General features: G+C 71.8%; 24 protein-coding genes. 14 read left to right on the top strand and 10 right to left on the bottom strand.

The features are described from left to right. Positions 1-62: 62 nt before the first annotated feature. The 5 genes from AQJ11_RS20270 (at position 63) to AQJ11_RS20250 (ending at position 4,565) form a co-directional block, all read left to right on the top strand. Positions 63-749 (top strand): maleylpyruvate isomerase family mycothiol-dependent enzyme, encoded by a 687-nt coding sequence (locus AQJ11_RS20270; protein ID WP_059263948.1) that lies wholly within the window; start codon positions 63-65, stop codon positions 747-749. Between the two features lie 63 nt (positions 750-812). Next, positions 813-1,469 carry an MBL fold metallo-hydrolase gene (locus AQJ11_RS20265; protein ID WP_014672022.1) on the top strand — a complete coding sequence of 219 codons (657 nt, stop codon included), beginning with the start codon at positions 813-815 and terminating at the stop codon, positions 1,467-1,469. A gap of 483 nt (positions 1,470-1,952) precedes the next feature. After that, positions 1,953-2,837 (top strand): ABC transporter substrate-binding protein, encoded by an 885-nt coding sequence (locus tag AQJ11_RS20260; RefSeq protein ID WP_058080113.1) that lies wholly within the window; start codon positions 1,953-1,955, stop codon positions 2,835-2,837. Next, on the top strand, positions 2,834-3,769 hold the full coding sequence (locus AQJ11_RS20255) for an amino acid ABC transporter permease (protein ID WP_014672024.1): 936 nt from the start codon (positions 2,834-2,836) through the stop codon (positions 3,767-3,769). Before AQJ11_RS20260 ends, AQJ11_RS20255 begins: the two co-directional genes overlap by 4 nt. Before the next feature lie 67 nt (positions 3,770-3,836). Continuing rightward, entirely contained in the window at positions 3,837-4,565 is a 729-nt protein-coding gene (locus tag AQJ11_RS20250) for an amino acid ABC transporter ATP-binding protein (RefSeq protein WP_167360870.1), read from the top strand. A 14-nt stretch (positions 4,566-4,579) separates the two neighbouring features. Here the strand turns inward: AQJ11_RS20250 and aroQ are convergent, their stop codons facing one another. Continuing rightward, entirely contained in the window at positions 4,580-5,053 is a 474-nt protein-coding gene (aroQ, locus tag AQJ11_RS20245) for a type II 3-dehydroquinate dehydratase (protein ID WP_014672026.1), read from the bottom strand. A gap of 210 nt (positions 5,054-5,263) precedes the next feature. Here aroQ and AQJ11_RS20240 point away from each other — a divergent pair, with 210 nt between their 5' ends. After that, positions 5,264-6,535, top strand: coding sequence for an MFS transporter (locus AQJ11_RS20240; RefSeq protein ID WP_059263946.1), 1,272 nt, complete (start codon positions 5,264-5,266; stop codon positions 6,533-6,535). Positions 6,536-6,562: 27 nt separating this feature from the next. Here AQJ11_RS20240 and AQJ11_RS20235 read toward each other — a convergent pair whose 3' ends face one another. The 6 genes from AQJ11_RS20235 to AQJ11_RS20210 all read right to left on the bottom strand — a co-directional run bounded on the left by AQJ11_RS20235 (position 6,563) and on the right by AQJ11_RS20210 (position 15,279). Continuing rightward, the gene (locus AQJ11_RS20235; RefSeq protein WP_059263945.1) at positions 6,563-7,663 is read right to left on the bottom strand and encodes a calcium:cation antiporter; all 1,101 of its coding nucleotides are present in this window, start codon (positions 7,661-7,663) and stop codon (positions 6,563-6,565) included. A 288-nt stretch (positions 7,664-7,951) separates the two neighbouring features. Then, complete coding sequence (locus AQJ11_RS20230; protein ID WP_059263944.1) at positions 7,952-8,953, bottom strand: TerC family protein; 1,002 nt, start codon at positions 8,951-8,953, stop codon at positions 7,952-7,954. 222 nt (positions 8,954-9,175) lie between these two features. Next, a complete protein-coding gene (locus tag AQJ11_RS20225) occupies positions 9,176-11,197 on the bottom strand; it encodes a TerD family protein (RefSeq protein ID WP_059263943.1) in 2,022 nt (673 codons plus the stop codon). 263 nt (positions 11,198-11,460) lie between these two features. Next, positions 11,461-12,039: a TerD family protein gene (locus tag AQJ11_RS20220; RefSeq protein WP_014672031.1), complete on the bottom strand. Its 579-nt coding sequence runs from the start codon at positions 12,037-12,039 to the stop codon at positions 11,461-11,463. Between the two features lie 173 nt (positions 12,040-12,212). Next, complete coding sequence (gene uvrB / locus AQJ11_RS20215; protein WP_041665107.1) at positions 12,213-14,360, bottom strand: excinuclease ABC subunit UvrB; 2,148 nt, start codon at positions 14,358-14,360, stop codon at positions 12,213-12,215. Positions 14,361-14,400: 40 nt separating this feature from the next. Next, the gene (locus AQJ11_RS20210; protein ID WP_014672033.1) at positions 14,401-15,279 is read right to left on the bottom strand and encodes an MHYT domain-containing protein; all 879 of its coding nucleotides are present in this window, start codon (positions 15,277-15,279) and stop codon (positions 14,401-14,403) included. Positions 15,280-15,557: 278 nt separating this feature from the next. Here AQJ11_RS20210 and AQJ11_RS20205 point away from each other — a divergent pair, with 278 nt between their 5' ends. Next, positions 15,558-16,430, top strand: coding sequence for a glycerophosphodiester phosphodiesterase (locus tag AQJ11_RS20205; RefSeq protein ID WP_059263942.1), 873 nt, complete (start codon positions 15,558-15,560; stop codon positions 16,428-16,430). A 41-nt stretch (positions 16,431-16,471) separates the two neighbouring features. Then, complete coding sequence (locus AQJ11_RS20200; RefSeq protein WP_041665108.1) at positions 16,472-17,026, top strand: methylated-DNA--[protein]-cysteine S-methyltransferase; 555 nt, start codon at positions 16,472-16,474, stop codon at positions 17,024-17,026. A gap of 16 nt (positions 17,027-17,042) precedes the next feature. Here AQJ11_RS20200 and AQJ11_RS20195 read toward each other — a convergent pair whose 3' ends face one another. Beyond that, the gene (locus AQJ11_RS20195) at positions 17,043-17,474 is read right to left on the bottom strand and encodes a VOC family protein (RefSeq protein WP_059264036.1); all 432 of its coding nucleotides are present in this window, start codon (positions 17,472-17,474) and stop codon (positions 17,043-17,045) included. Positions 17,475-17,573: 99 nt separating this feature from the next. On the opposite strand from AQJ11_RS20195, the gene AQJ11_RS20190 reads away from it, so the two are divergent. Both AQJ11_RS20190 and AQJ11_RS20185 read left to right on the top strand, forming a co-directional pair. Next, positions 17,574-18,482: a pseudouridine-5'-phosphate glycosidase gene (locus AQJ11_RS20190; protein ID WP_059263941.1), complete on the top strand. Its 909-nt coding sequence runs from the start codon at positions 17,574-17,576 to the stop codon at positions 18,480-18,482. Beyond that, positions 18,467-19,402, top strand: coding sequence for a carbohydrate kinase family protein (locus AQJ11_RS20185; RefSeq protein WP_059263940.1), 936 nt, complete (start codon positions 18,467-18,469; stop codon positions 19,400-19,402). The genes AQJ11_RS20190 and AQJ11_RS20185 overlap by 16 nt, the downstream gene beginning before the upstream one ends. A 352-nt stretch (positions 19,403-19,754) precedes the next feature. On the opposite strand, the gene AQJ11_RS20180 is transcribed toward AQJ11_RS20185, so the two are convergent. Further along, positions 19,755-20,549, bottom strand: coding sequence for a methyltransferase domain-containing protein (locus AQJ11_RS20180; RefSeq protein ID WP_059263939.1), 795 nt, complete (start codon positions 20,547-20,549; stop codon positions 19,755-19,757). Between the two features lie 178 nt (positions 20,550-20,727). On the opposite strand from AQJ11_RS20180, the gene AQJ11_RS20175 reads away from it, so the two are divergent. Further along, the gene (locus AQJ11_RS20175) at positions 20,728-21,855 is read left to right on the top strand and encodes a magnesium and cobalt transport protein CorA (RefSeq protein WP_014672040.1); all 1,128 of its coding nucleotides are present in this window, start codon (positions 20,728-20,730) and stop codon (positions 21,853-21,855) included. Positions 21,856-22,225: 370 nt separating this feature from the next. On the opposite strand, the gene AQJ11_RS20170 is transcribed toward AQJ11_RS20175, so the two are convergent. Beyond that, positions 22,226-22,858 (bottom strand): nucleoside/nucleotide kinase family protein, encoded by a 633-nt coding sequence (locus tag AQJ11_RS20170; RefSeq protein WP_059263938.1) that lies wholly within the window; start codon positions 22,856-22,858, stop codon positions 22,226-22,228. 16 nt (positions 22,859-22,874) lie between these two features. On the opposite strand from AQJ11_RS20170, the gene AQJ11_RS52700 reads away from it, so the two are divergent. From AQJ11_RS52700 to AQJ11_RS20155, 3 genes are all read left to right on the top strand, one after another. Beyond that, positions 22,875-23,855, top strand: a complete 981-nt coding sequence (locus AQJ11_RS52700; RefSeq protein ID WP_398780444.1) for an NAD(P)-dependent oxidoreductase — start codon at positions 22,875-22,877, stop codon at positions 23,853-23,855. 43 nt (positions 23,856-23,898) lie between these two features. Beyond that, positions 23,899-24,597: a DUF2293 domain-containing protein gene (locus AQJ11_RS20160; RefSeq protein WP_208616570.1), complete on the top strand. Its 699-nt coding sequence runs from the start codon at positions 23,899-23,901 to the stop codon at positions 24,595-24,597. Positions 24,598-25,012: 415 nt separating this feature from the next. Further along, complete coding sequence (locus AQJ11_RS20155; RefSeq protein WP_059263936.1) at positions 25,013-25,492, top strand: anthrone oxygenase family protein; 480 nt, start codon at positions 25,013-25,015, stop codon at positions 25,490-25,492. Positions 25,493-25,553: the final 61 nt, after the last annotated feature.

Raw genomic sequence — 25,553 nt, 5'->3', positions numbered from 1 at the left:
TCGATTTCCGGGCGGGGTTCGTCACCTTCACCCGAAGGAGTGGTCGGACTAGGGTCGGCGCCATGATGGATCACGCTCATGACCTGGCCTGTGTACGGGAAGCGACGGATCGGCTCCTCAACGCGGTCACCGCAATGGACAACGCATCGCTCGCCGAGCCGTCACGGCTTCCGGGCTGGAGCCGCGGACACGTCCTGGCCCACCTCGCCCGCAACGCTGACGCGCTCGTGAACGTCCTCCAGGGCCGTCCCATGTACGCGAGCGCCGAGGCGCGGGACGCCGACATCGAGCGGGACGCCCCGCGCCCCCTGGAGGTCCAGATCACCGACGTCCGGGAGAGCGCGGCCCGCTTCCAGGCGGCCGGGGAGGCCCCCGCGGACTGGACGCGCACGGTGGAGCTGCGCAATGGAGTCACCGACTCCGCGTCCCGGGTGCCGTTCCGCCGGTGGGGGGAGGTGGAGCTGCACCACGTCGACCTCGGTACCGGGTACGAGCTGGAGGATCTTCCGGCGGAGTTCCTGGAGCGGGAGACCGGCTTCCTCACCGAGCGGTTCTGCGGGCACCCGGACGTCCCGGCGACCCGGGTCACGGACGGCACGCGCGCGTGGACGACCGGGCGCGCGGCGGACGAGCCCGGGATCACGGTCACCGGCCGGCCGGCGGACCTGGTGGGCTGGCTCGCCGGGCGCCGCGACGGGGCGGCCCTGGAGGTGCGGGGCGGGACGCTGCCGAAACTGCCCCCGCTGTAGGCCGGACCGTGCGCGGCCCGACCCGGCCGTCCACCAGGGCTCCCGCGCTATAGGCTGACCTTCATGACGTACTCTGGAGAGGTCAGGGTCGGCGGACCGGCGGATGTGCACGAGCTGAAAGACCTGATGATCACCAAGATCGCGGTCGGCCCGATGGACAACAACGCCTATCTGCTGCGCTGCCGTGCCACCGACGAGCAGCTCCTGATCGACGCCGCCAACGAGGCGGAGACGCTCCTCGGCATGATCGGTGACGACGGCATCGCGTCCGTCGTCACCACGCACCGGCACGGCGACCACTGGCAGGCGCTCGCCGAGGTCGTCGCGGGCACGGGCGCGCGTACGTACGCCGGCCGCGACGACGCCCCCGGCATCCCGGTGCCCACCGACGTCCTCGTCGACGACGGCGACGTCATCAGGGTGGGCCGCGTGGAGCTCACCGCACGCCATCTGGTCGGGCACACGCCCGGATCGATCGCCCTGGTCTACGACGATCCGCACGGCCACCCGCACGTCTTCACCGGCGACTGCCTCTTCCCCGGCGGTGTCGGCAACACGCGCAAGGACCCCAAGGCGTTCGCCAGCCTGATCCACGACGTGGAGACGAAGCTCTTCGACGTGCTGCCGGACGAGACGTGGGTCTACCCGGGGCACGGCAACGACACCACGCTGGGCGCGGAACGGCCGCATCTGCCGGAGTGGCACGCGCGCGGGTGGTGAGCGGGGCGCCGACCGGCTCGCGCGCCTGACCAGCTCGCATCCCGCACCCCCGATCAGCCCGCGCTCCGATCAACCCGCATCCCTGATCGGCTCACGTCGCAGGGCGCGCTCCGGCGTACAGGCGGTACGCGCGCCCCGCACATGGCAGTTGTGCGTGAGCCGAGCGTGCGCCGTGCACGCACCCGGCGTGCGCGCCCCCTCCGCGCGCCCCGTGTGAACCTTTCGCACACACCGGGCCTCCGTGCGCACTCCCGGAGACCGGGCGACCGCAGTCAACTGGTAGCAGCCCCGCGCAGGATGACGGCTCCTGAGCGGTAGGGGCCGCCGGTCTCCAACCCCGCCCTCGGCCGGCGGCCCAGGCTCCGCCCACGCGCGCGTGGGCCTCGCGCACCGCGTTCACACGGCCGCAACACCCCTTCCCAGCATGCGGACAACCACCGTCGTGACCTGGACAGACGCCGCGTTCACTGCCAGTCTCCCGCCATGCATGCTGCCCCTCTCGCCCTGAGCCGCGCGGTCGCCGCCGCCACCGTAGTCCTGCTCGCCACCGCCGTCGGCTGCGCTCCCCAGCCCGAGGAGAAGGCGTCGGCCGCCCCGTCCGGGTCGGCCGCGAAGAGCTGCGCCAAGGGCGAACTCGCCACCAAGACGGCTGGAAAACTGACGATCGCGACGGACGAACCGGCGTACGAGCCCTGGTTCAAGGACGACAAGCCCGCCAACGGCAAGGGCTTCGAGTCGGCCGTCGCCTACGCCGTGGCGAAGCAGCTGGGGTACGACAAGAACGCGGTCGTCTGGCAGAGCGTGCCCTTCAACAAGGCGTTCGCGCCCGGGGTGAAGACGTTCGACTTCGACATCAACCAGGTGTCGATCAGCGCCGAGCGCAAGAAGGCCGTGGACTTCTCCTCCGGTTACTACGACGTGCGTCAGGCGGTCATCGCCCTGAAGGGCGGCAAGGCCGCCGAGGCGAAGAGCATCGCGGACCTCAAGAAGCTGAAGCTGGGCGCGCAGGTCGGCACCACGAGCCTCGACTACATCACCGACGTCGTGAAGCCGGCACAGGACGCCGCCGTCTACGCCAAGAACGACCAGGCGAAGTCCGCCCTGAAGAACGGCCAGGTCGACGCCATCATCACGGACCTGCCGACCGCGTTCTACATCACGGCCGCCGAGGTGACGAACGCCAGGATCGTCGGCCAGTTCGAGAACCAGGCCGGCACACCCGAGCAGTTCGGGCTCGTGCTGGACAAGGGCAGTGCGCTGACCACGTGCGTGAGCGGCGCCGTCGACGCCCTCCGCAAGGACGGCACACTGGCCGCGATCGAGAAGCAGTGGCTCTCGGACGCCGTCGACGCCCCGGTGCTCAAGTGACGGTCACCAAGGGAGAGTCGGCCCGGGAGGGGGCGGACGACAAGGGGGACATGACCGGCGGCACCGGCGGCGGTGCCCCGGACGACGGCTACACGCCCTCCGAGCGGCGGCTGGCGCGCGAGCGCTACAGACGCGCGCGTGCCCGCCGCGCCACGGCCGTCGCGGCCCTCTCCACTCTCGTCACGGCCGCCCTGCTCTACCTGGTCGTCGTCAACGCGCCGGGCTGGCCGCGCACCAAGGAGACGTTCTTCAGCGCGCACTACGCGCGCGAGGCGTTCCCGAAGGTCCTCGAAGGGCTGTGGCTGAACGTCCGCCTGCTGCTGATCTGCGGTGTCGCCGTCCTGGTCCTGGGCATGCTGATCGCGGTCGCGCGGACCCTGCGCGGCCCGGTCTTCTTCCCGCTGCGGGTGCTGGCGGCGGCGTACACCGACTTCTTCCGCGGTCTGCCGCTGATCATCAACCTGATGATCGTGGTCCTGGGTGTGCCCGCGCTGCGGCTCCAGGGCGTGACGGTCGATCCGGTGCTGCTGGGCGGTACGGCTCTGACGCTGACGTACTCGGCGTACGTGGCGGAGGTGTTCCGGGCCGGCATCGAGTCGATCCACCCCTCGCAGCGTGCCGCGGCGCGCTCGCTGGGCCTCACCAACCGGCAGGCCCTGCGTTACGTCGTCCTGCCGCAGGCGGTGCGCCGCCAGGTGCCGCCGCTGCTCAACGACCTGGTGTCGTTGCAGAAGGACACCGGTCTGGTGTCCATCGGGGGTGCGGTGGACGCGGTACGGGCGGCCGACATCATCGTGGGCCGCAGTCTGAACTACACGCCGTACATCGTCGCGGGGCTGGTGTTCGTGGCGCTGACCATCCCGATGACCCGGTTCACCGACTGGGTGACGGCCCGGATGGACCGGCGGCGGGCCCAGGGAGGGTCCCTGTGAGCGCCTGGGGAGGAGCCCTGTGAGCACGCCCGAGAACACGCCCGCGAGCAACGCGCCGGTGCTGCGGATGGAGTCCGTCCGCAAGACCTTCGGCGGCTCGGTCGTCCTGCGGGACGTCGGTCTGGAGGTCGCCCCGCACACGGTGACCGCGCTGATCGGCGCCTCCGGCTCGGGCAAGTCCACGCTGCTGCGCTGCGCCAATCTCCTGGAGGAGATCGACGACGGCGCCATCTGGCTGGACGGCGAGGAGATCACCGACCCGCGCGTGGACCATGACGCGGTACGGCGCCGGATCGGCGTCGTCTTCCAGGCGTACAACCTCTTCCCGCACATGACGGTGCTGGACAACATCACCCTCGCCCCGCGCCGGGTGCACGGCGTCTCCCGTACGGAGGCCGAGGAGCGGGCCAGGGAGCTGCTGGAGCGCCTCGGGCTGGGCGGCAAGGCCGACGCCTACCCGGACCGGCTCAGCGGCGGTCAGCAGCAGCGTGTGGCGATCGTCCGGGCCCTCGCGGTGCGGCCCCGGCTGTTGCTGCTGGACGAGATCACGGCCGCGCTCGACCCCGAGCTGGTGGGCGAGGTGCTGGAGGTGGTGCGCGGTCTCAAGGACGAGGGCATGACCATGGTGCTGGCCACGCACGAGATGGGCTTCGCGCGGGACGTCGCCGATCAGGTCTGCTTCCTGGACGGCGGGGTCGTGCTGGAGCGCGGCACCGCCGAGCAGGTCTTCGGTGACCCGCGGCAGGAGCGCACGCGGCGCTTCCTGCGGCGGATCGTGGAGGCGGGCCGGCTGTAGGTCCCGCGCGCGGGTCACGCGTCCGCTCGCGCCGCCCCGACCAGTGCCGCGACCCGCTCCACGCCGAACGCATAGCCCTGCACCCCGCATCCCGCGATCACGCCGTCGGCGCGCAGCGAGACGTAGGAGTGGTGCCGGAACGATTCGCGCCGGTGGATGTTGGAGATGTGCACCTCCAGCACGGGCATGCCGTCACAGGTGTTGAGCGCGTCCAGGATGGCGACCGACGTGTGCGAGTAGGCGCCGGGATTGATGACGATCCCGCAGTGGCCCAGCCGCGCCTCGTGGATCCAGTCGACCAGTTCCCCCTCGTGGTTGGACTGCCGGAAGTCGACCGTGCCGCCGTGCGCGGCCGCCGCCTTGGCGCAGAGCGCCTCGACGTCGGCCAGCGTCTCGTGGCCGTAGATCTCGGGCTGGCGCTGACCGAGGAGGTTCAGGTTGGGCCCGTTGAGGATCATGATCGGGGCGTTGGCCAGGGTGCGGGGCACGGTTCCTCCGGTCCGTTCGGGGCGGTCCGTCCACGACCGCCGCTCGCACCCGGTCTATCACGCCGGTCGGCACCGGCAGCGGGCCCCGTCCGCCGGTCGCCACGGCGCGCACCCACGTCCCGTGATCACCTCCGCACGCCCCCGTAACCCTTGATCACTGTGGGTAGTTGACGCGGCATGCACGATGCACACGCCGTAAACGCCCCGTCCATGCCGCGGCTCGCCGCCGCCTCGCTCGCCGGGACAGCGATCGAGTTCTACGACTTCTTCGTCTACGGGACCGCGGCGGCTCTGGTCCTGGGGCCGCTGTTCTTCCCGACGTTCTCGCCGGTCGCCGGGACGCTCGCGGCGTTCGGAACGTTCGGGGTGGGGTTCGTGGCCCGGCCGCTGGGCTCGGTGATCTTCGGGCATCTCGGGGACCGGCGCGGCCGGCGTCCGGTGCTCGTCGTCTCGCTGCTGCTCACCGGCGCCTCGACGGTCGCGGTCGGCTGTGTGCCGTCCTACGGGACCATCGGCGTGGCCGCGCCCGTGCTGCTGCTCGTACTGCGTTTCCTCCAGGGGCTCGGGCTCGGCGGTGAGTGGGGCGGGGCGGTGCTGCTGACCGCCGAACACGCTCCCGCCGGGCGGCGTGCCCTGTGGTCGAGCTTCCCCCAGATCGGGCCGGCGCTCGGCTTCGTCCTGGCCAACGGGGTGGTGCTCGCGCTGTCGGCAGGGCTGTCCGACGCGGAGTTCGCCCGGTGGGGCTGGCGCGTGCCGTTCTGGGCGGCCGGCGTCCTCGCGCTGGCCGGTCTGTGGCTGCGCTCCTCCCTCAGGGAGAGTCCCCGCTTCCTGGAGATCGACGACCACGCGCGCGTGCCGCTCGTGGAGGTCGTACGCCACCACGGGCGGCTGGTGCTGCTGACGGCCGGAGCCCTCGCGGTCGGTTACGCGGTGTTCTACGCGGTGACGACCTGGTCGCTGGCGTACGCGACGGAACGGCTCGGCGTGAGCCGCACGGTCATGCTGACGTGCGTCATGGGCGCGGTGCTGGTGAAGGGCGCGCTCACGCCCGTCATGGCGCTGCTCGGCGACCGGTACGGACGCCGGCCGCTGTGTCTGACGGGGTGCGCTGCCTGCGCCCTGTGGATGCTGCCGATGGTCGCCCTCCTCGCGACCGGCGAGCCGCTGCTGATGTTCCTCGCCATCCTGGGCGCCCTGATCGCCTTCATCACCATGTTCGCGGTGATCGCCGCGTACCTGCCGGAACTGTACGAGGCCCGGGTGCGCTGCACGGGCGCCGCCGTGGGCTACAACCTCGGCGGGGTCTTCGGCGGCGCCCTCACCCCGATCGTCGCCACGACTCTCGCGGAGCGGGGCGGACGGGTCCCCTGGGGCGTGGGGGCGTACCTCACGGGCATCGCGCTGGTCAGCCTGGCCTGTTTCGCACTGCTGCCGGAGACGCGGCCGGCGCCCATGCCGGCGGTCGAACCGGTCACGGGCTGACCGGACGCGTCGGGGACTTCCAGCCCGCTACGGGTTGATCGCCAGTTCCAGGTAGGCGGCGAACAGCACCAGGTGGACACCCCCTTGGAGGGGCGTGGCCCGGCCCGGCACAACGGTCAGGGAACTGACCACCACGGTCAGCGCGAGCAGCAGCATGTGGGTCGCGCCGAGGCCCAGGACGAGCGGCCCGGACAGCCATACGGACGCGAGCGCCACGGCCGGGATGGTCAGGCCGATGCTGGCCATCGCCGAGCCGAGCGCCAGGTTGAGGCTGGTCTGCACCCGGTCGCGGCGAGCGGAGCGCAGCGCGGCGATGGTCTCGGGCAGGAGGACGAGCAGGGCGATGATCACACCGACGACGGCCTGGTGCAGGCCCGCCGCCGCCACGCCCGACTCGATCGTGGGCGACACGCCCTTGGCCAGGCCGACCACGCCGATCAGTGCCAGCCCGAGCAGGCCGAGGCTGGTCCAGGCGGTGCGCGCGGACGGGGGCCGGGCGTGGTCCTCGGCGGTGATGACCTCGCCCTGCCGGGTGATGGGCAGGAAGTAGTCGCGGTGGCGCACGGTCTGGGTGGCCACGAACAGCCCGTACAGGATCAGTGAGGACAGCGCCGCGAAGGTCAGCTGGATGGTGGAGAACTCGGGTCCGGGCTTGCTGGTGGTGAAGGTCGGCAGCACCAGGCTGAGCGTGGCCAGCGTCGCCACGGTCGCCAGCGCCGCGCCGGTGCCCTCGGGGTTGAAGACGGCCGTGCCGTGCCGCAGGGACGCGACGAGCAGGCAGATCCCGACGACGCCGTTGCAGGTGATCATCACCGCGGCGAAGACGGTGTCCCGGGCCAGGGTGGCACTCTTGTTACCGCCGTCGGCCATGAGGGTGACGATCAACGCCACCTCGATGATCGTGACGGCGATGGCGAGCACCAGGGAACCGAAGGGCTCGCCGACTCGGTGGGCGACCACCTCGGCGTGGTGCACGGCCGCCAGGACGGCACCGGCGAGAACGACGGTCATCAGGGCGACGACCGCGCCGGGCATGCCCCGGCCCCAGGTGAAGACCAGTAGGACGACCGCGAGCACCGGCACGAGGATCGTCCATTGTCGGGTGAGCGACCGGAGCCGAGTGATCATGCGGCGATGGTCGCAGAGGCGTACAGAGTTCGCATTCCGTTCTTTCCGGATACCTCTCATCCTTTCCGGTGCGGGGCCCGGCGCCGGTGGGGCCGGGCGCCCGCGTCACTACGAGACGCCGCCGAGGGGCGATGAGACGCGCCGAGGACCGCTGACCTCGCCGAGGGCTCACGCACCCCCGACAAGGGCTCACGCACCCCCGGCGAGGGCTCACGCACCCCCGGCGAGGGCCGATGCCCCCGTTGGCTGTGCGGCTACGCGGAACCGGGGGCTCCCGCTGCGCCTCGGTCAGACATCGACGCTGCTCTTGCGAGCGCCCTCGCCGTCGGCGCGCGCCTCCTCTTCGGCCGCCTGCTTCTTGGAGGCCAGCAAGCTGGTGACCGTGGTCACGGCCAGGACCGCGCAGATCACGCCGAGCGAGACCGGGATGCTGATCTCGGGCACGTGGACACCGGACTCGTGCAGGGCGTGCAGCACCAGCTTGACGCCGATGAAGCCGAGGATGATCGACAGCCCGTACGACAGGTGGACCAGCTTCCTGAGCAGTCCGCCGATGAGGAAGTACAGCTGACGCAGACCCATCAGGGCGAACGCGTTGGCGGTGAAGACGATGTACGGGTCCTGGGTCAGGCCGAAGATCGCGGGGATGGAGTCCAGGGCGAACAGCACGTCCGTGGTGCCGATGGCGAGCATCACGACCAGCATCGGGGTCATGACGCGCGTGCCGTTCTGCTGGATCCAGAGCTTGGTGCCGTGGTACCGGTCGGCCACGCCGAACTTGCGCTCCACGGCCTTCAGCAGCTTGTTCTCCTCGTACTCCTCGTCGGCCTCGTCCGTACGGGCCTCCTGGATGAGCTTCCAGGCGGTCCAGATCAGGAAGGCACCGAAGAGGTAGAACACCCAGGAGAAGCTGGCGAGGATCGCGGCCCCGGCGGCGATGAAGACGGCCCGCAGGACCAGGGCTATGAGGACGCCGACGAGCAGGACGCGCTGCTGGTACTGCGCGGGCACCGCGAACTTCGCCATGATCAGGACGAAGACGAAGAGATTGTCGACGCTCAGGGACTTCTCGGTGATGAAGCCCGCGAAGAACTCACCGGCCGGCTGCCCGCCCCCGAAGACGAGGAGGCCGAGACCGAAGAGACCGGCCAGGGCGATCCAGACGACCGTCCAGATGCCCGCTTCCTTGATCGACACCTCATGCGGCTTGCGCCCGATGAAGAAGTCGACCGCGATCAGGGCGGCGAGACCCGCGATGGTGAGGACCCATAGGGTCATGGAGACTTCCACTGCACCTCCGGCATTACATGACGGCAAACACATCAGCGTTGTCGCTGCCGGAGGTCTCTTCCACCCGCAATGGGCCGACGCCCCGGGACCGGACCGGTCCGTACTGACGGGTGCGCCGCAGTCAAGGAGTACTCCCCTCCGTACGGAAGACTGTACCCCAATCACCAAGGAAAGGTAAAGCAATAAGTAAAGTAAATGCCAAGTTGGCTGGTCAGGCGTACTTTACCAGTGCTTGGTGCGGGCTCTGGCGACCTCCGTGAGCACGGCGTGCACGATTGGGTCGCCGGCCGGGGGCAGTGAGGGTTCGTATGTCCAGGCGTGGCCGATCCACGGATCGGCGAGGTGGTCGTCGGGCAGCGGGGTGAGTCGCAGCAGCGAACGCCACAGTGGATCGAGCAAGGGGCCGTAGGCGGTGGCCTCCTCACGGTCGGCGACGAGAAGGAGGTGTACGCCGACGGCCGGCCCCTCATCGGCGAGGTACCGGAGCCGGGTCACCGACCGGTCGTCGAATCCGTGCGGGAAGTCGTTGACGATCAGGAGCTGCTGGGCGGTGTCCACATCGGCCGGCAGCGACTCGGCCGCGCCGCCGCGCACCGCCATCTGCACCAGGTCGACCCTCCGGGTGAGCCGCTCCAGCGTCTGCGAGACACCCGCCGCCCCGGTCGCGGCCGGCGGCGCGAGAACCCCGGCCCGCGTCAGCGGCAGCAGCGCGCGGGTCCCGGCACCGGCAGGGTCGACCACCTGCACGGCGAACTCCCCAGCCGGGTGTACGGCGAGCAGGCGCGCCGCGAGGGCGGCGGCCACGGACATCGCCAGGTGCCGCAGCTCGGCGGGGTCCGTCAGGGGAGCGGCGCCGGCCGCCGACGGACCGCCGTCGATCCACAGCCCCCTCTCCAGGGGCAGCCGGACCAGCAGGGGGATACGCAGGGGCGCGCTTTCGGGCAGGTGGACATCACCGAGCCGCAACGCCATCGGCGGCTCGGCAGGGACGCGGTAGGCGTGCCAGACGGGGCTGTCCCAGCGGGCGTAGGCGGGCGGGAGCGCGGGCTCGACCACCTCGGCCTCGGCGATGAGCTGGGCGAGGTCGCGATCGAAGGCTGCCCGCGCTTGGCCGGCCAACTGGGTCCGGCGAGCGTGGGCCGCCTCGCGCGCGGCACCGCCCGCCGTGCCGAGCCTGGTGCGGGGGTCGGCGAGGGCCTGGTCCAGTTCCTTCTCCAGGCGGGAGTCGGCGAAGTCGATGGCGCTCCGGTAGGCCGCCGTGGTGCGGGCGAGGTCCTCGAACATCCCCCAGACCTGGTTGTACAGCCGTTCCTCCATCGACCAGCCCACGGCGTCCCCGGCAACGGGCCGAGGGGGCTGTCCGTCGGCGACCGAGGGGGCCGGGGACGGAGACGGAAGGCCGCGGGTGCGGCGCGGGTGTGTGTAGTCGACGGGGCCGCCCGGCTGGTGGGGATCGGGGCCGCCATCCTCGTCAGGGCTCTGCGGGTCGTACGAACGCGGCGGCTCCGCCGGTCCGGAAGCGGACGACTGGGACCCGGTGGCGGGCTGAGAAGCCGACGCGGGTGGGGAAGGCGGGAAAGCGGTGGTGGGCTGAGAAGTGGGCACCGCCTGATGGGCGGGCGGGGCCTGCGGTGCCGCGGCGGAAGTGGTCCGGGTATCGCGATCGGTCGGCGGAACGGGTGTCGCACCGGGCAGGCCCTGGCCCACCGCCTGCTGGATAGCCGTCGCGAGGTCGTCCGCGTCGGGCAGTCCCCGGTCGGCGAGGAGGGCGGGGAGGCCGCTCGCATAGCCCTGGCCCATCGCGCGCACTTTCCAGGCGCCGTGTCTGCGGTACAGCTCCAGGGCGATCACGGCCGTCTCGGTGTCCAGGCCGGTGAGGGTGTAACAGGCCAGTTCGGTGCCGTCGTGGCCGCTCACCGTGGTGTGCGGGGCCGGGACGGCGCCAAAACCGAGCGGGCCCGCCGTGCCGGTGGGCAGGGCGAGGAACACGTCGACGCGGTGCACGGCCTCGGGCAGGGCGGCCAGGTCGACGGCCAGGCGGTGCTCGGCGGCCGTCTGCCGGGGCACCTCGACCCCGGCCAGGACGGGGGCACCGGGGTGGGCCACCCACTGGCGGCCGTGCACCGCACCGTGCTCGTCGCCGAGCGTGGCCCCGGCGAGGACCGGCACTCCGGCCGAGATCCGGATCTCCAGCCGGACCTGGGACAGCGGGTGGTTCTGCCCCCGCACCAGCTCGGCCCCCATCGCCGTCGCCCCCCTGTGTCGTTCGGTCGTGCGTGCCGCGCCGGGTGAGCGGGCGGTCCCGTGCCAGGGCCCTGTCGTCACCTTCCCGTCGTCGTCCGCAGGGCGCCCCCGCGGCGTCCGGTGCGTGCTCTGGCGCTCCCCCGGCCGAAGGCCGGGGGAGCGCCGGGCCCAGGCCCTCGTACAGGACGTGCTCGGGTCCGGGGCCGGCGCGGCGACACTACGTGCGTGGCGTCGCGCGGCGGACGCGCACTGGCGGACAGGCCCTAGAGGTGCGGCAGGATCGCCGGCATCAGGTCCTGGAAGGTACGGCCCCTGGCCGGGGCGCCGATGGCCGTCATCGTCCAGCCGGAGCCCGCCCGCTGCACCTTGGCCATGATCTGGGCGGTGTACTCGCCGCCGCCGGCCAGGGTGTAACGGGCGAGTTCCTGGCCGTTGGTCTCGTCCACGAGACGGCAGAAGGCGTTCTGCACCTCCTGGAAGGTCTGGCCGGTGAAGGAGTTGACCGTGAACACGATCTGGTCGATGTGGACCGGGACGCGTTGCAGGTCCACCAAGATGGCCTCGTCGTCCCCGCCCTGGCCGGCGCCGCCGACGAGGTTGTCACCGGTGTGGCGCACGGAACCGTCGTCGCTGACCAGGTGGCGGAAGAAGACGACGTCCTTGGGTTCCGCACCGGCGAAGAGGACGGCCGAGGCGTCCAGGTCGATCTCGCGGGTGCGGGAGCCGAACAGGCCGCGCCGCTTGGCCGCCTGCCAGCCGAGGCCCATGCGGACCGCCGTCAGGGTGGCCCCGTCCTTCTTCTCCAGGCTGATGGCCTGACCCTTGGACAAGTTGACGGACACGGCTGAATCCCCTCTCGACGGTCCCCTGTTGCCGCGCCGAGCCGTTGCTGCGCACCGCGCGGTTGATCAGAACACTACGCAGGGCCACGGGTGGTGCCGACCCCCGGCCCGGGCTTTGTGTCGGGGTTGCAACACTTGGCGTGCGGGGCCGGGGGCCGGTACCGGGCGGAGACTCAGGCGAGGCCGGCCTCCCGCATCTGGCGCAGCTCCTTCTTCATCTCGGAGACCTCGTCGCGCAGCCGGGCCGCGATCTCGAACTGCAACTCCGCGGCGGCGGCACGCATGCGCTCGGTCATCTCCTCGATCTGCTCCGCCAGTTCGGCCGCGGGACGGTCCGTGGGCACCGCCTTCTCCTTGGCCGTCCTGGCAGCCTTTCCGGCCTTCGCGCCCTTGGCCGCCTTGTCCCCGAGCGACGGGACGGGGGCCTTCGCTCCCTTGCCGTCCTTCGTCTTGCGGTACCCGGAGCCGAGGAGCTGTTCCGTGTCGACCTCCTCACGGGCGATCTGGGCGACGATGTCGTTGATCTTCTTGCGCAGCGGCTGCGGGTCGATGCCGTTCGCTTTGTTGTAGGCGACCTGCTTCTCCCGGCGGCGGTTGGTCTCCTCGATGGCCTTCTCCATCGCCGGGGTGATCTTGTCGGCGTACATGTGGACCTGACCGGAGACGTTGCGCGCCGCGCGGCCGATGGTCTGGATCAGCGAGGTGCCCGAACGGAGGAAGCCCTCCTTGTCGGCGTCCAGGATCGCCACCAGGGACACCTCGGGCAGGTCGAGGCCCTCACGGAGCAGGTTGATGCCGACCAGGACGTCGTACTCACCGGAGCGCAGTTCGCGCAGCAGCTCGACGCGGCGCAGAGTGTCGACGTCGCTGTGCAGGTAGCGCACCTGGATGCCGAGTTCCAGGAAGTAGTCGGTGAGGTCCTCGGCCATCTTCTTGGTCAGCGTGGTGACGAGGACCCGCTCGTCCTTCTCGGTGCGCTTGCGGATCTCGTGCACCAGGTCGTCGATCTGGCCCTCGGTGGGCTTGACCACGACCTCCGGGTCGACCAGGCCGGTCGGGCGGATGATCTGCTCCACGAAGCCGTCCGAGCGCGACAGCTCGTAGGGGCCCGGGGTGGCCGACAGGTAGACGGTCTGCCCGATGCGCTCCTGGAACTCCTCCCACTTCAGCGGCCGGTTGTCCAGGGCGGAGGGCAGGCGGAAGCCGTGGTCCACGAGGGTGCGCTTGCGGGAGGCGTCGCCCTCGTACATCGCGCCGATCTGCGGGACGGTGACGTGCGACTCGTCGATGACGAGCAGGAAGTCGTCCGGGAAGTAGTCCAGCAGCGTGTTGGGCGGGGAGCCGGGCGAGCGGCCGTCGAAGTGCATCGAGTAGTTCTCCACGCCGGAGCAGGTACCGATCTGGCGGAGCATCTCGATGTCGTAGGTGGTGCGCATCCGCAGGCGCTGGGCCTCCAGGAGCTTGCCCTGCTTCTCCAGCTCGGCCAGGCGCTCCCCCAGCTCCTTCTCGATGTCGTTGACGGCCCGCTCCATGCGCTCGGGGCCGGCGACGTAGTGGGAGGCGGGGAAGACGTAGAGCTGCTGGTCGTCGCTGATGATCTCGCCGGTGAGCGGGTGCAGCGTGGACAGCGCCTCGATCTCGTCGCCGAACATCTCGATGCGGACGGCCAGCTCCTCGTAGACCGGGAAGATCTCGATGGTGTCTCCGCGGACCCGGAAGGTGCCGCGGGTGAACGCCATGTCGTTGCGCGTGTACTGGATGTCGACGAAGCGGCGCAGCAGCTCGTCCCGGTCGATCTCGTCGCCGACCCTGAGGGTGACCATGCGGTCCACGTACTCCTGCGGAGTACCGAGGCCGTAGATGCAGGACACCGAGGCGACCACGACGACGTCGCGGCGGGTGAGCAGCGAGTTGGTGGCCGAGTGGCGCAGGCGCTCGACCTCCTCGTTGATCGAGGAGTCCTTCTCGATGTAGGTGTCCGACTGCGGGACGTACGCCTCGGGCTGGTAGTAGTCGTAGTACGAGACGAAGTACTCGACGGCGTTGTTCGGCAGCAGCTCGCGGAACTCGTTGGCCAGCTGGGCGGCCAGCGTCTTGTTCGGCGCCATCACGAGCGTGGGGCGCTGGAGCTTCTCGATCATCCACGCGGTGGTGGCGGACTTGCCGGTGCCGGTCGCGCCCAGGAGGACGACGTCCTTCTCGCCGGCCTCGATGCGCTTGGCCAGCTCGGCGATGGCCGCCGGCTGGTCGCCGCTGGGCTGGTAGGGGCTGACGACCTCGAAGGGCGCCACCGTGCGTTCGATGTGGGAAACGGGCCGCATGACATCAACCGTACGACCCCGCACTGACAACCGGCTCCGATCAGCGGTTCTGCGGGGTCCGGGAGGCGTGGTGCTCGGTTCGGCGCACGGGCCGGCGCCCGTCGTGATCGGTGGGGCGGCGTTCGGTGTGGGAGGCGACGGCGGTGGCCGGGACGCCCGGTTTCTGCTCGACGGGCCGCCAGTCGGGGCGGCCCGTGACCATCAGCGGGTCGAAGATCACGACGGCGCCCGCGAGGAGCAGGAAGGCGAGCGGGCCGATCAGCATGGGCGCCAGCACGGACGCGGCGGGCACGCCCCCGGCGGTGTGGGAGGGGCCGTCGAGGTGGACGCTCAGCGCGGCCATGCCGGTGTAGTGCATACCGCTGACCGCGAGCCCCATGACGAGGCTCGCGCCGACGCTCCACAGGAAGCCCCGCACCTGTCCGGCGGCCCACAGGGCGGTGGTGGCGGCCACCACCGCTATGACGACGGAGGCGGCGACGGTGAACGTGTTGTAGGTGAACCGTCCGTGGAAGCGGACGCCCGCCATACCGAGGTAGTGCATCGAGGCGACGCCCAGACCGGTGATCGTGCCGCCCGTGAAGAGGGGGGTACCGGTGGCGCCCCGGTAGCCGACGATGAAGATCCCGACGCCGACCATGACGATGGCGAGACCGAGGCTCGCATAGGTCATCGGCTTGTCGTAGTGGAGCGGTGCCTCCTTGATGCTGAAGCCCATCATGGCGACGAAGTGCATGGTCCAGATGCCGGAGCCGATCGCCGCCGAGCCGAGGGCCAGCCAGGCGGGCCGCCGTGCGTGCGTGACCAGCAGGGATCGTGTGGTGCAGCGCAGGCCGAGGGCGCCACCGAGGCACGCCATCAGGTAGGCCACCAACGGGGTGACGGCCCCGTAGCTGAATCCGTCGACCGTGCCTTGCATCCGCGGCTGCCCTTCCCGCCTTCTTCTGTCCCGGAAAAACCCGAATACGCCCCGTCCCAGGACCGCACGGGCGGTCAGGGTTGTCGCAGAGAGTATGACCCCCACCGGAAGGGTCGAACGATTTTCCGGCAAAGAAACACGGCCTTGCCGCAGTTGTGCGGCACCGGTGTGCGGACTTGGACAACTCCATTCAATGTGTGGCCGCCGTGCGCCGAGTGGCGTTGACTCGATGCTGTCAGTCTGTTGCTGTCCGTATCCGCTCGATGCGAGGAGTACGCATGTACGCGCGCGTAGTCGCCGCCCCGGTCGCCGCGGCCCTGGGGACGGTGATCGCCCTGCTGAGCCCCACGTCCGATGCCCGGGCGGGCGAGCACGGCATGCCCGTGGTGATCGCCCACCGCGGCGCCTCCACCTACGCACCCGAGAACACGCTGGCCGCCGTCGACAAGGCCGCCGAACTGGGCTTCTCCTGGGTCGAGAACGACGTCCAGCGCACCAAGGACGGCGAGCTGGTCGTCCTGCACGACGACACCTTGCGGCGCACCACCGACGTCGAGGAGGTCTTCCCCGACCGGGCGCCGTGGAAGGTGCGGGACTTCACCGCCGCCGAGATCGCCCGGCTGGACGCGGGCAGCTGGTTCTCCCCCGCGTACGCGGGCGCGCGCGTGCCGACGCTGAAGGAGTACATGCGCCGGATCGAACACAACCACGAGAAACTCCTCCTTGAGATCAAGAATCCGGAGCTGTACCCGGGCATCGAGCAGCAGACGCTGAAGCTCCTCGACAACGAGGGCTGGCTGGACGGCGGGCACCTGGGGCGGCTGATCGTGCAGAGCTTCAGCGCCGACAGCGTGCGGACCGTGCACGAGCTGAAGCCGGCGGTCATCACCGGCTACCTCGGTACGCCCACCGTGGCGGAGCTGCACCGGTTCACGCGCTTCACAGATCTGATCAATCCCTCGTACGGGTCACTCTCCCAGGGGTACGTCGCCTCCGTGCACGCCTTGGCCGGACCGCACGGCCGGTCGCTGGAGCTCTTGGCCTGGACGGTGGACGACGCGGCCACCGCCCGCGAAGTCGCCGGTTACGGAGTCGACGGGATCATCACCAACAAGCCCGACGTGGTGCGGGCGGCGCTGGGTTCGGACTGAGCCGGGCGGGCGTTGTCAGTGGTGGGTCGTACGGTAGGCGCATGGACAGCCATGGGCAGGGTGAGCAACGGGTCGTGTGGGCCGTCGTCGCGACGGACATCGGCCCGCTGATGCTGGCGGCGACCCGCGACGGCCTGGTCAACGTCGTCTTCCACGCCTCGGACGCGGTGCGCGACCGGGCGCTGGAGCGGCTGGCCGCACGGCTGGGTTCCGAGCCCGTCGAGGATCCGGACTCGCCGCTGCTGGCCGAGGCGATACGCCAGCTGCGGGCGTACTTCGCGGGGCGGCGGCACGACTTCGACCTGCCGCTGGACTGGTCGCTGATCTCCGGTTTCAACCGGCAGGTCCTGCGCGAACTGGCCTCCGGTGTGCCGTACGGCTCCGTGGTGGGGTACGGCGATCTGGCGGGCCGGGTCGGCCAGCCCGGCGGTGCGCAGGCGGTCGGCGTGGCGATGGGCGCCAATCCGCTGCCGGTGGTCGTGCCCTGTCACCGGGTGGTGGAGAGCGGTGGCGGCATCGGCGGTTTCGGGGGTGGGCTGGAGACCAAGCGGAAGCTGCTCGCCCTGGAGGGCGTGCTGCCGGAGCCGCTGTTCTGACCGGTCCGGGGCGCGGCTAGTCGTCGTAGTGGCGGGCCTCGAAGATGTTGCCGTCCGGGTCGCGGAAGTAGAAGCTGCGCGTGGCGTTGCCGCGGGCCCCGGACAGGCCGTGGTCAATGCCCGACACGGGGACACCGTGCTCCTCCAGGCGGGCGCGCAGCGCGTCGAAGGCCTCGGCCGGCAGCGACAGACAGACGTGGTTGACGGGGTGGCCCGCGCTGTCGGCGGAACCGGGCAGCATCCTCATCTGATCGGCGAAGCGGTGCGGGGCGAGGTCGAGGATGGTGTCCTCGTTGACGCGTACGGAGGGGAAGGCCGCCTTGCCCTCCGCGAACTCGGCGACCCTGACCGGCGTCAGGCCGACGGCCGTCTCGTAGAAGGCTGCCGCGGCGACCGGGTCGGCCACCCACAGGACGACGTGGTCGAGGCGCGTGGTGTTGTTCCTCATGGGCACCAGGCTGGTGGCCTCCACGACGGGTCACAAGCGTTTATCCGGGGCCGGCGCCCGCCAGAGACTAGGAAGGACCGACGGACAGGAGGCGGGCACGTGGTGCTGGTGGTGTCGGAAGAAGTCCGGGAGGCGATCGACGCGCGGCGGCCGGTGGTGGCTCTGGAGTCCACGATCATCGCGCACGGCCTGCCTCGTCCGCGCAACATGCAGGTGGCGCTGGAGCTGGAGGAAGCGGTGCGGCGGGAGGGCGCCGTGCCGGCGACCATCGCCGTGCTCGACGGGCGGCCCCGGGTCGGCCTGGACAAGGACCAGCTGGAGCGGGTCGCGAACGAGGACGGCATCCGCAAGCTGGGCCATCGTGACCTGCCGCTGGCCGTGGCGGTGGGGGCGAGCGGGGCGACCACCGTGTCGGCGACGGCGCAGCTGGCCTCCCTCGCCGGGGTACGGGTGTTCGCCACCGGTGGGCTGGGCGGGGTGCACCGGGAGTGGACCGTGACCCAGGACGAGTCGGCCGACCTGGGGCTGCTGGCGCGGACCCGGATCACGGTGGTGTGCGCGGGCGTGAAGTCGATCCTGGACGTACCGGCGACGCTGCAACGGCTGGAGACACTGGGCGTTGCCGTCGCCGGGTACGGCACGGACCGGTTCCCCGGCTTCTATCTGTCGGACTCGGGGCATCCGGTCGACTGGACGCTGGACACCCCGGAGCAGGTCGCCGCCGTCATGCGCGCCCAGGACGCACTGGACGCGCCGGAGTCGGCGCTGATCGTCGCCCAACCCGTCCCGGAGGCGGAACAGCTCGATCCCGAGCTGCACGCGCGTGTGCTCGCCGACGCGCTGCGCGCCTGCGCGGAGCAGGGTGTCACCGGGCAGGCGGTGACCCCGTTCCTGCTGGACCACCTGGTCCGGCACACGGACGGTGCCTCGCTGAGCGCCAACCTGGCGGCGGTGCGCGGCAACGTCCGGCTCGCGGCGCGGATCGCCACGGCGTGGGCCAGGGGGTGACCGCGGGCCGCAGCGGCGCGCTGTTGGTCGTCGGCGACGTGGTCACGGACGTCATCGCCCGGCATCGGGGCCCGCTCGCGGCCGGCACCGACACGGCCGCCGTGATCCGGAGGCTGCCGGGTGGCGCGGGCGCCAATGTGGCGTGCTGGGCCGCCCACACGGGCTGCGCGGACGTAGGGCTGCTGGGGCGGGTGGGCGCCGACGCCGCCGCGTGGCACGAGCGCGAGCTGGTCGCGGCCGGGGTGCGGCCCCGGCTCGTGGTGGACCGGGAGGCGGCGACCGGGACCGTGATCTGCCTCGTCGACACGGGTGCGGCGGCCGAGCGGACGTTCCTGACGGACAGCGGGGCATCCCTGCGGCTCGGCCCCGCCGACTGGTCGGACGCGCTGCTCGACGGGGTGGCCCGGCTGCATCTGTCGGGCTACCTGCTGTTCACGGAGTCGAGCAGGGCGCTCGCGGAGACGGCGCTCGCGGCGGCACGCGCGCGTGGTGTGCCGGTCAGCCTGGACCCCGCCTCGGCCGGCTTCCTGGTCGAGCTGGGGGTGGACCGCTTCCTGGCGTTCGCCGAGGGGCTGGACGTGCTGCTGCCCAGCCGGGACGAGGCATGTCTGCTGACGGGGCTGCCGGATCCGGCGGACGCGGCGGCGAAGCTGAGCCGTCTCGTGCCGCTGGTGGTGGCCAAGGCGGGTGCGGACGGGGCGCTCGTGGCCCGTTCCGGCACAGCGCCGGCCCGGGTTCCGGCCGTGCCGGTGGAGCCCCGGGACACCACGGGCGCGGGTGACGCCTTCACCGGAGCGTTCCTGGCCGCCGTGCTCGCGGGCGCGGCGCCGGAGGAAGCGGCGGCACGGGGTTGCCGGGCGGGTGCGGAGGCGGTGGGACAGGTGGGCGGCAGACCACCGCTTCCGAGCGACGGGGGTTAGGCGGACGGGGACATGCCGGCCGCTTCCGCCAGGTGTCGGGGCGTGCGAACGGTGGGCCGCCTCCGCCAGGTGTCGGGGCGCGCGAACAGTCGCCGCCAGGTGTCGGGGCGCGCGAACAGTGGGCCGCCTCCGCCAGGTGTTGGCGGGACTTGCGAACGGCGCCCGGTCACGCCCTCTGCCGGACGTCGGGGCCCTGCCGGCGGGCGACTTCAGCAGGGCCTGTGGAGCCGCCCGCCGATGAAACGGTCCGGCAGGCGCGTGAGGCCGCCGGACGCTGAAACGGCCCGGCAGGCGCGTGGAGCCGCCTGCCGCTGAAACGCTCCGGCAGCCCCGAGTGCCCCGCTGCCGCCGGCTACCCCTTGCGTCCCCACGCCGAGATCATCGGCGCGGTGGTCAGGTCCATCGTGCCGGTCTCCACGTTGGCCAGGTGCTGGTCGATCTCCGCGTCGGTGGCCAGGCCGGCGGCGACGAGCCGGGCACGGATCTGCCGGACCGTCGCGGTCTCCAGGGCGGTGCAGGCGGGCGAGGCCACGGGGAAGTACGCGTCGGCCTCCACATCGTGTAGTCCGGCCTCGCGGAGCAGGCGCGGGAGTTTGCGGCCGTAGGACAGGTCGGCGCCGCGGTCTGCGAGCAGCTCGCGGAAGCCTCGGCGCAGCCGGTTGGCGAGCCGCTGCTCGGGGCCGTACTCGTCGGGGCAGGTCAGGGGCTGGAGGGCGGGGTCGGCGTCCTCGATCAGCAGGCGTCCGCCGGGCCGCAGGGATCGGATCATGTTCCGCAGCGCCCGTTCCCGGTCGGGTACGTGCACGAGGACGAGCCGGGCGTGGACCAGGTCGAAGCCCTCCCCCGGCGGCTCCTCGGCGCCCACGTCGTGGACGCGGATCTCCACCGGCGGGCGGGCCGCGGCGGTGAGCCGGGAGGTGTCGATGTCGGTGGCGACGACCTGACCGGCCGGCCCCACCTTCTCGGCGAGCCAGGACGCGACGGAGGGGCCGCCGGCCCCCACTTCCCAGCACCGCCAGCCGGGGCCGATGCCGAGTCCTTCGAGGTGCCGGAAGGTCGTGGGGTCGAAGAGGGCGGTGAAGGCGTCGAAGCGTTCGCCCGCCTCGTTCTGCCGGTTGTCCAGGAGGTATCCGTCGGAGCGCGCCATGCTCCGATCATCCCAGCCCAGCCGGCCCCGTCCGGCTCGGTCGCCCCTTTGTCCACAGGCGGGAACAAAGCGGAACTCCCTGTTCCCACAGGCTTGCCCGCACTTCGCCGGGGACTGGCAGACTTGCCGGGCAAGGCGCGAGAGCGTCAGGCGAGGAGATCCACACGAGGAGATCCAGATGTCCATGGCAGGGAATCTGCGGAAGGTCACGGGGCTGGGCAGGGTCGGCGGCCTGCGCAAGGTGGCGCGGTTGGCCCGGCGCCGGCCGCGCGTGGACCTGAGCCATCCCGCCAGGTCGCCGCTGGGCTCGTCGGTGGTGAAGTGCGTGACGTATCAGGACGGCGTGCGCGTGCCGGGGTGCGCCGACCTGGTGGATGCCGTACGGCTGGTACGCAAGACCGGCGAGGGCTTCGTCTGGCTGGGGTTGCACGAGCCGACGGACCGTGAGTTCGCCGGCATCGCCGAGCTGTTCGACCTGCATCCGCTGGCGGTGGAGGACGCGGTCGAGGCACACCAGCGGCCGAAGCTGGAGCATTACGGGGACACGCTCTTCGCGGTGTTCAAGACGGTCTGTTACGTGGAGCACGAGCAGCTGACGGCGACCAGCGAGGTGGTGGACACCGGCGAGATCATGGTGTTCGTCGGCGAGGACTTCGTGATCACGGTGCGGCACGGCCGGCACGGCTCATTGGGGCCGTTGCGCGAGGAGCTGGAGGCGGACCCGCACCAGCTGGCCAAGGGGCCGGCGGCGGTGCTGCACGCGATCGCCGACCATGTGGTCGACGACTATCTCAGCGTCACGGACGCGGTCCAGGCCGACATCGACCAGGTCGAGACGGACGTGTTCTCGGAGAACGGCGCGCGTCTGGACGCGGGCCGCATCTACCAGATGAAGCGTGAACTGCTGGAGCTGAAGCGGGCGGTGGTGCCTTTGGGCCGCCCGGTGGAGGAACTGGCGACCCGGCCGATACGGGTCGTCGGGCCGGAGATACAGACCTACTTCCGGGATGTGCTCGACCACTTGATCCGGGCCAAGGAACAGATCGCCGCGTTCGACGAGCTGCTCAACTCCATCCTCCAAGCGCATCTCGCGCAGGTGACGGTGGCGCAGAACGAGGACATGCGGAAGATCACGGCCTGGGCCGCGGTGGTCGCCGTGCCGACGATGGTGTGCGGTGTGTACGGCATGAACTTCGAGCACATGCCGGAGCTGCACTGGCGGTTCGGCTACCCACTGATCATGGCCGTGACGGCGGGGGCGTGTCTGGCGGTGTACCGGGGCTTCCGGCGCAACGGCTGGCTCTGAGCGGCGGGGCCGCGGGGACCGGGGCCGCAGGGCCGAGCCGCGGGACCGGGCTGCGAGGTGCCGGTTCCCGATGGCCGCGTGGGCACCCCGGCTGGGCCCGGTCAGGGCGAGAAGGTACGGGAGCCGCTTGTCCTCGTCCGGCAGATCTCGGCGACGCCCCGGATCTCGGCCGAGTGACAGGGGTTCGCCGGGTCGAAGACGGAGCGGCTGATACGCGGGTCGCGGCGGAGGTCGCGCCCCTTCTGACGGCGGCCGACGGACGAGAAGAACACGCTGTGGCCCTCGCGTTCGATCAGACGACGGAGTTGCGCGGGGCGCCGACGGGGAGGAGGGCGCCTCACCGGACGGATCTGCGGGCGGCGCCTTCGGATCAGCCGCTCCAGGCGGGGTGGCGGGGGTCGTCGGCTCGTACCAGGACGTCCGCCGTCCCGGCCAGGTCGGTCTCGGCCTCGTAGCGCTCGAAGGCGGGGAGGGTCCAGTGGTCGGCCTCGGGTGTACGGCGTCGGAAGGCGCCCGGGGAGAGGAGGAGGTGCACGGTCAGATCGAAGGGGAACCAGTGGCGCAGCAGGAGGGGGCCGTGGAGCAACAGGATGCCGCCGGGCGGGAGTTGGACGTAGGGGCTGCGGGTGGCCCGGTCCGTGGCCGGGTCCCACAGGTCGGGCAGGATCCGCCCGCTGCCTCCGGGGTCGAGCGGCCCGAAGACCTCCCGCCACAGGGCGCCCGTGTCGAACCATCCGTCGTAGTACGACTCCGCGTCCCGCCGCCCGTGCTCCAGGCGGAGCGAGGCCGGGCGCAGGAAGCCTTCGGTGCCGATCACGAGCGAGGGCCGGCCGCGCACCCGCAGTGCCTCGCCGACACGCGCGGCGAGGTCTCCCGGACGGGCGGCCGGGGCCCCGTCGAAGCCGACGCGCTGCCAGGCCGCGCCGTCGGCCGGCTCCGCCCCGGCCAGCCGGTCGGCGAGCCGCTCGGCCAGCCGCTCCCAGGTGATCGCTTCGAGTCGCACAGGCCCATGATGCCGGGTGGCGGACAAGGGCGGCGCGAGTGCCGGCGGCGTCAGGCGGGCTGTCCGGCCGCGCGGCGGGCCGCGAGCAGGGCGGGGAGGTGGGTGCCGTTGCGGTAACCGGGGGTCCGGTCCGCGACGTCCTGGCCCGATCGCGGGCGACCGCGCAGGACCGGGAGGTTGGGATGAACGGGATCGTGGTCTTCCGTGCCGGGGGCCGGGCCGGGCCGGGGCGGGCCAGGCCGGCCGGGCGGTGACGACCGAGGTGCGTGCGCGTGGGTATGCGGCGACGGCCGTGGTGCGGGATGCGGCGGGGTATCCGCATCTGGGAGCGGAGGATGTCACGGTCGTACGGGGCGATGTCACCGATCCCCGATCCGTCGCCGGAACCGCTGCCGGTCACACCGGAGCCGTGCACGCCGTCTCGCCGTTCAGCGGGCCGGAGCAAGGGCTCGACACGCTCGACCACGGGTTCTTCGTCAAGGCGGCGGACGCGCTGCTCGACGGACTCGCCGTGGCCGGTGTGGGTCGGCTCGTGGCGGTGGAACCAGGGGCGAACCTGCTCGGCATGGACAGGCGGCCGGTGATGGACGCCCCAGGCGCGTTCCCGACGGAAACCCGGCCGTTCGCGCTGGCGCACACGGCCGGCCTGCACCGGCTGCGGGAGCGCGGGGACGGCCCCGTCGACCGGGTGATGCCGACGCCCGCCGGGCACCTGGGTCACGGCGGTGCCCGGACGGGGCGGTACCGCATCGCGGGGAGCGGCTGCCCGGCGACGGTCCTGAGCCATGGCTGTCGTACGCGGATCTCGCGGTGGCGGTGGTCGACGAGATCGAACGCCCGGTGCGGCGCCGTACGCGGGTGCCGGTGTCCAACTTCCACTACGAGAAGGGGTAGTTGGGGCGGAGGGACGAAGAGAGAGGAGAACGTACGGGGAAGTACAGGCGGTGACACAGGAGGAGGGACGGAGCAGGTAACTGGCGGACGGGAAACGGCGTAGGCGGGCGTGGGAGGCGTGGGCGGGGACGGGGAAAGTACCGCGTATGGCGCTTCCCGCGACTCCCCACTCCCCCGGTCGGCTTGTCGTCATCCAGCCGCTGAAGCGCAAGCGGTGTGCCGGTTGCCGGCGCGGTCCGCTGTCGCTGCTGGTGCTGGAGGACGGGGCGCCGCGCTGCCTGGACTGCGCCGACCTCGGCCACCTGGTGTTCCTGCCGCGCGGCGACACGGCCCTGACCCGCAGGTCGCGGGAGGAGAGCACGCTGTCGGTGGTGGTCGTGCGGTTCAACCGGCGCAAGAGCCGCTACGAACGCCAGGGCGTGCTCGTGGAGGAGGCCGCGCTGGCCCGGGCCGAGACCCGCTGTCTGGCGGACGCGGAGGCCCGGCGTCGGCGGCGGGCGCGGGACGCGCGGCGCCGGGTGGCGGAGGACGAACGGTTCGCGGCGGCGTTCGCGGCCGAGATCCTCCGGCTGTTCCCCGGTTGCCCGGTCGAGCGGGCCCGCGCCATCGCGGCCCACGCGTCGGTGCGGGGCAGTGGGCGGGTGGGTCGCAGCGCGGCCGGGCGGGCGTTGACCGAAGGGGCGGTGATCTCGGCGGTCGTGGCGGGCGTACGGCATGGGAACACGGCGTACGACCAGCTCTTGATGAGCGGGGTACCACGGTATGAGGCGCGGCGCCGGATCGCGGGGACCGTGCAGAGCGTGCTGCGGGCGTGGCAGGGCGTTGGGAAGGAGGACGTGGGTTGAGGAAGGGGGTGGGGGTGAACGCGGACGGGATGGTCGGCCGGGGCGTGCGTGAGCGAGGGCTCGGGGCGTCCGCAGGAGCGGGTGCGACCGCAGGCCTCGGCTGGGGCCAGCAACGCTTGCCCTCGCCAGAGGGTGTGCCCCAAGAGGGGGTGTACCTCCAGCGCCTCCCGTGCGGCCCCAGCGGCACGCTGCCCGCGACTGCGGGCCATGGCCGCCCGCGGCTCCGCGGGGTCGGCAGCCACCGCTCGATCGGCGCCGCCCCAGCGGCATGGTTGCCGGCTGCGGGGGTGCTACGGAGGGCGTGGGAGCTGGGCGAGCAGCCAGGACGTTGTCGCAGGTAAGGGGGTGCGGTGGTGCGTGAAGGTGTTGTCGGTGCCGGGCGGTGGTCCGGGTGGGAAGGATGGGGGGTGTGGGGATGATCGGCGGGCCGTTCTTCGTGCTGGTCGTGCTGGGCATTCTCGGGACCGGTCTGGTGGCCGGTGTCTTCTGCGGGTTCTCGACCTTCGTGATGCGGGGGCTCGCGGCGCTGCCGCCCGCGCAGGGCGTGGCGGCGATGAACGCGATCAACGTCGCGGCGGTACGGCCGGCCTTCATGACCGTGTTCGCCGGATCGGCGGCGTTGAGCGCGCTGATCGCGGTGGTGACGTTCGTGGTGTGGCCGGAGGAGGGGAAGGTGGAGCTGCTGCTGGGCAGCGCGCTGTACCTGGTCGGCTCGTTCGGGCTGACGATCGTGGCGAACGTGCCCCGCAACGACCGGCTGGCCCGGCTCACGCCGGGGGCGCCGGAGGCCGCGGTGTACTGGCCGGCGTATGTGCGCGAGTGGACGTTCTGGAACCACGTCCGGACGGTCGCCTCCGCCGCGGCGGCCTTGGTCTACATAGTGGCCCTCGCCTGAGCCGTCCCCGCGGCGCGGCCCCGGGAGAAAGCGCTGTCCGCCACTCTGCGCGGGCGTCGGC

The sequence above is a fragment of the Streptomyces corchorusii genome (assembly GCF_001514055.1).
Classification (GTDB): domain Bacteria; phylum Actinomycetota; class Actinomycetes; order Streptomycetales; family Streptomycetaceae; genus Streptomyces; species Streptomyces olivaceoviridis.
The sequence above is the reverse complement of the archived record's forward strand: the minus strand, read 5'-3'. Positions and strand labels throughout refer to the sequence as shown.

Coding starts and splice junctions, on each gene's coding strand:
- AQJ11_RS20200 (WP_041665108.1), top strand. CDS start 16,472: ATGGACAGCCATGGGCAGGGTGAGCAACGGGTCGTGTGGGCCGTCGTC.
- AQJ11_RS20155 (WP_059263936.1), top strand. CDS start 25,013: ATGATCGGCGGGCCGTTCTTCGTGCTGGTCGTGCTGGGCATTCTCGGG.
- AQJ11_RS20240 (WP_059263946.1), top strand. CDS start 5,264: ATGCCGCGGCTCGCCGCCGCCTCGCTCGCCGGGACAGCGATCGAGTTC.
- AQJ11_RS20160 (WP_208616570.1), top strand. CDS start 23,899: ATGGCGCTTCCCGCGACTCCCCACTCCCCCGGTCGGCTTGTCGTCATC.
- uvrB (WP_041665107.1), bottom strand. CDS start 14,360: ATGCGGCCCGTTTCCCACATCGAACGCACGGTGGCGCCCTTCGAGGTC.
- AQJ11_RS20260 (WP_058080113.1), top strand. CDS start 1,953: ATGCATGCTGCCCCTCTCGCCCTGAGCCGCGCGGTCGCCGCCGCCACC.
- AQJ11_RS20265 (WP_014672022.1), top strand. CDS start 813: ATGACGTACTCTGGAGAGGTCAGGGTCGGCGGACCGGCGGATGTGCAC.
- AQJ11_RS20225 (WP_059263943.1), bottom strand. CDS start 11,197: ATGGGGGCCGAGCTGGTGCGGGGGCAGAACCACCCGCTGTCCCAGGTC.
- AQJ11_RS20235 (WP_059263945.1), bottom strand. CDS start 7,663: ATGATCACTCGGCTCCGGTCGCTCACCCGACAATGGACGATCCTCGTG.
- AQJ11_RS20195 (WP_059264036.1), bottom strand. CDS start 17,474: ATGAGGAACAACACCACGCGCCTCGACCACGTCGTCCTGTGGGTGGCC.
- AQJ11_RS20210 (WP_014672033.1), bottom strand. CDS start 15,279: ATGCAAGGCACGGTCGACGGATTCAGCTACGGGGCCGTCACCCCGTTG.
- AQJ11_RS20180 (WP_059263939.1), bottom strand. CDS start 20,549: ATGGCGCGCTCCGACGGATACCTCCTGGACAACCGGCAGAACGAGGCG.
- AQJ11_RS20270 (WP_059263948.1), top strand. CDS start 63: ATGATGGATCACGCTCATGACCTGGCCTGTGTACGGGAAGCGACGGAT.
- AQJ11_RS20250 (WP_167360870.1), top strand. CDS start 3,837: ATGGAGTCCGTCCGCAAGACCTTCGGCGGCTCGGTCGTCCTGCGGGAC.
- AQJ11_RS20205 (WP_059263942.1), top strand. CDS start 15,558: ATGTACGCGCGCGTAGTCGCCGCCCCGGTCGCCGCGGCCCTGGGGACG.
- AQJ11_RS20175 (WP_014672040.1), top strand. CDS start 20,728: ATGTCCATGGCAGGGAATCTGCGGAAGGTCACGGGGCTGGGCAGGGTC.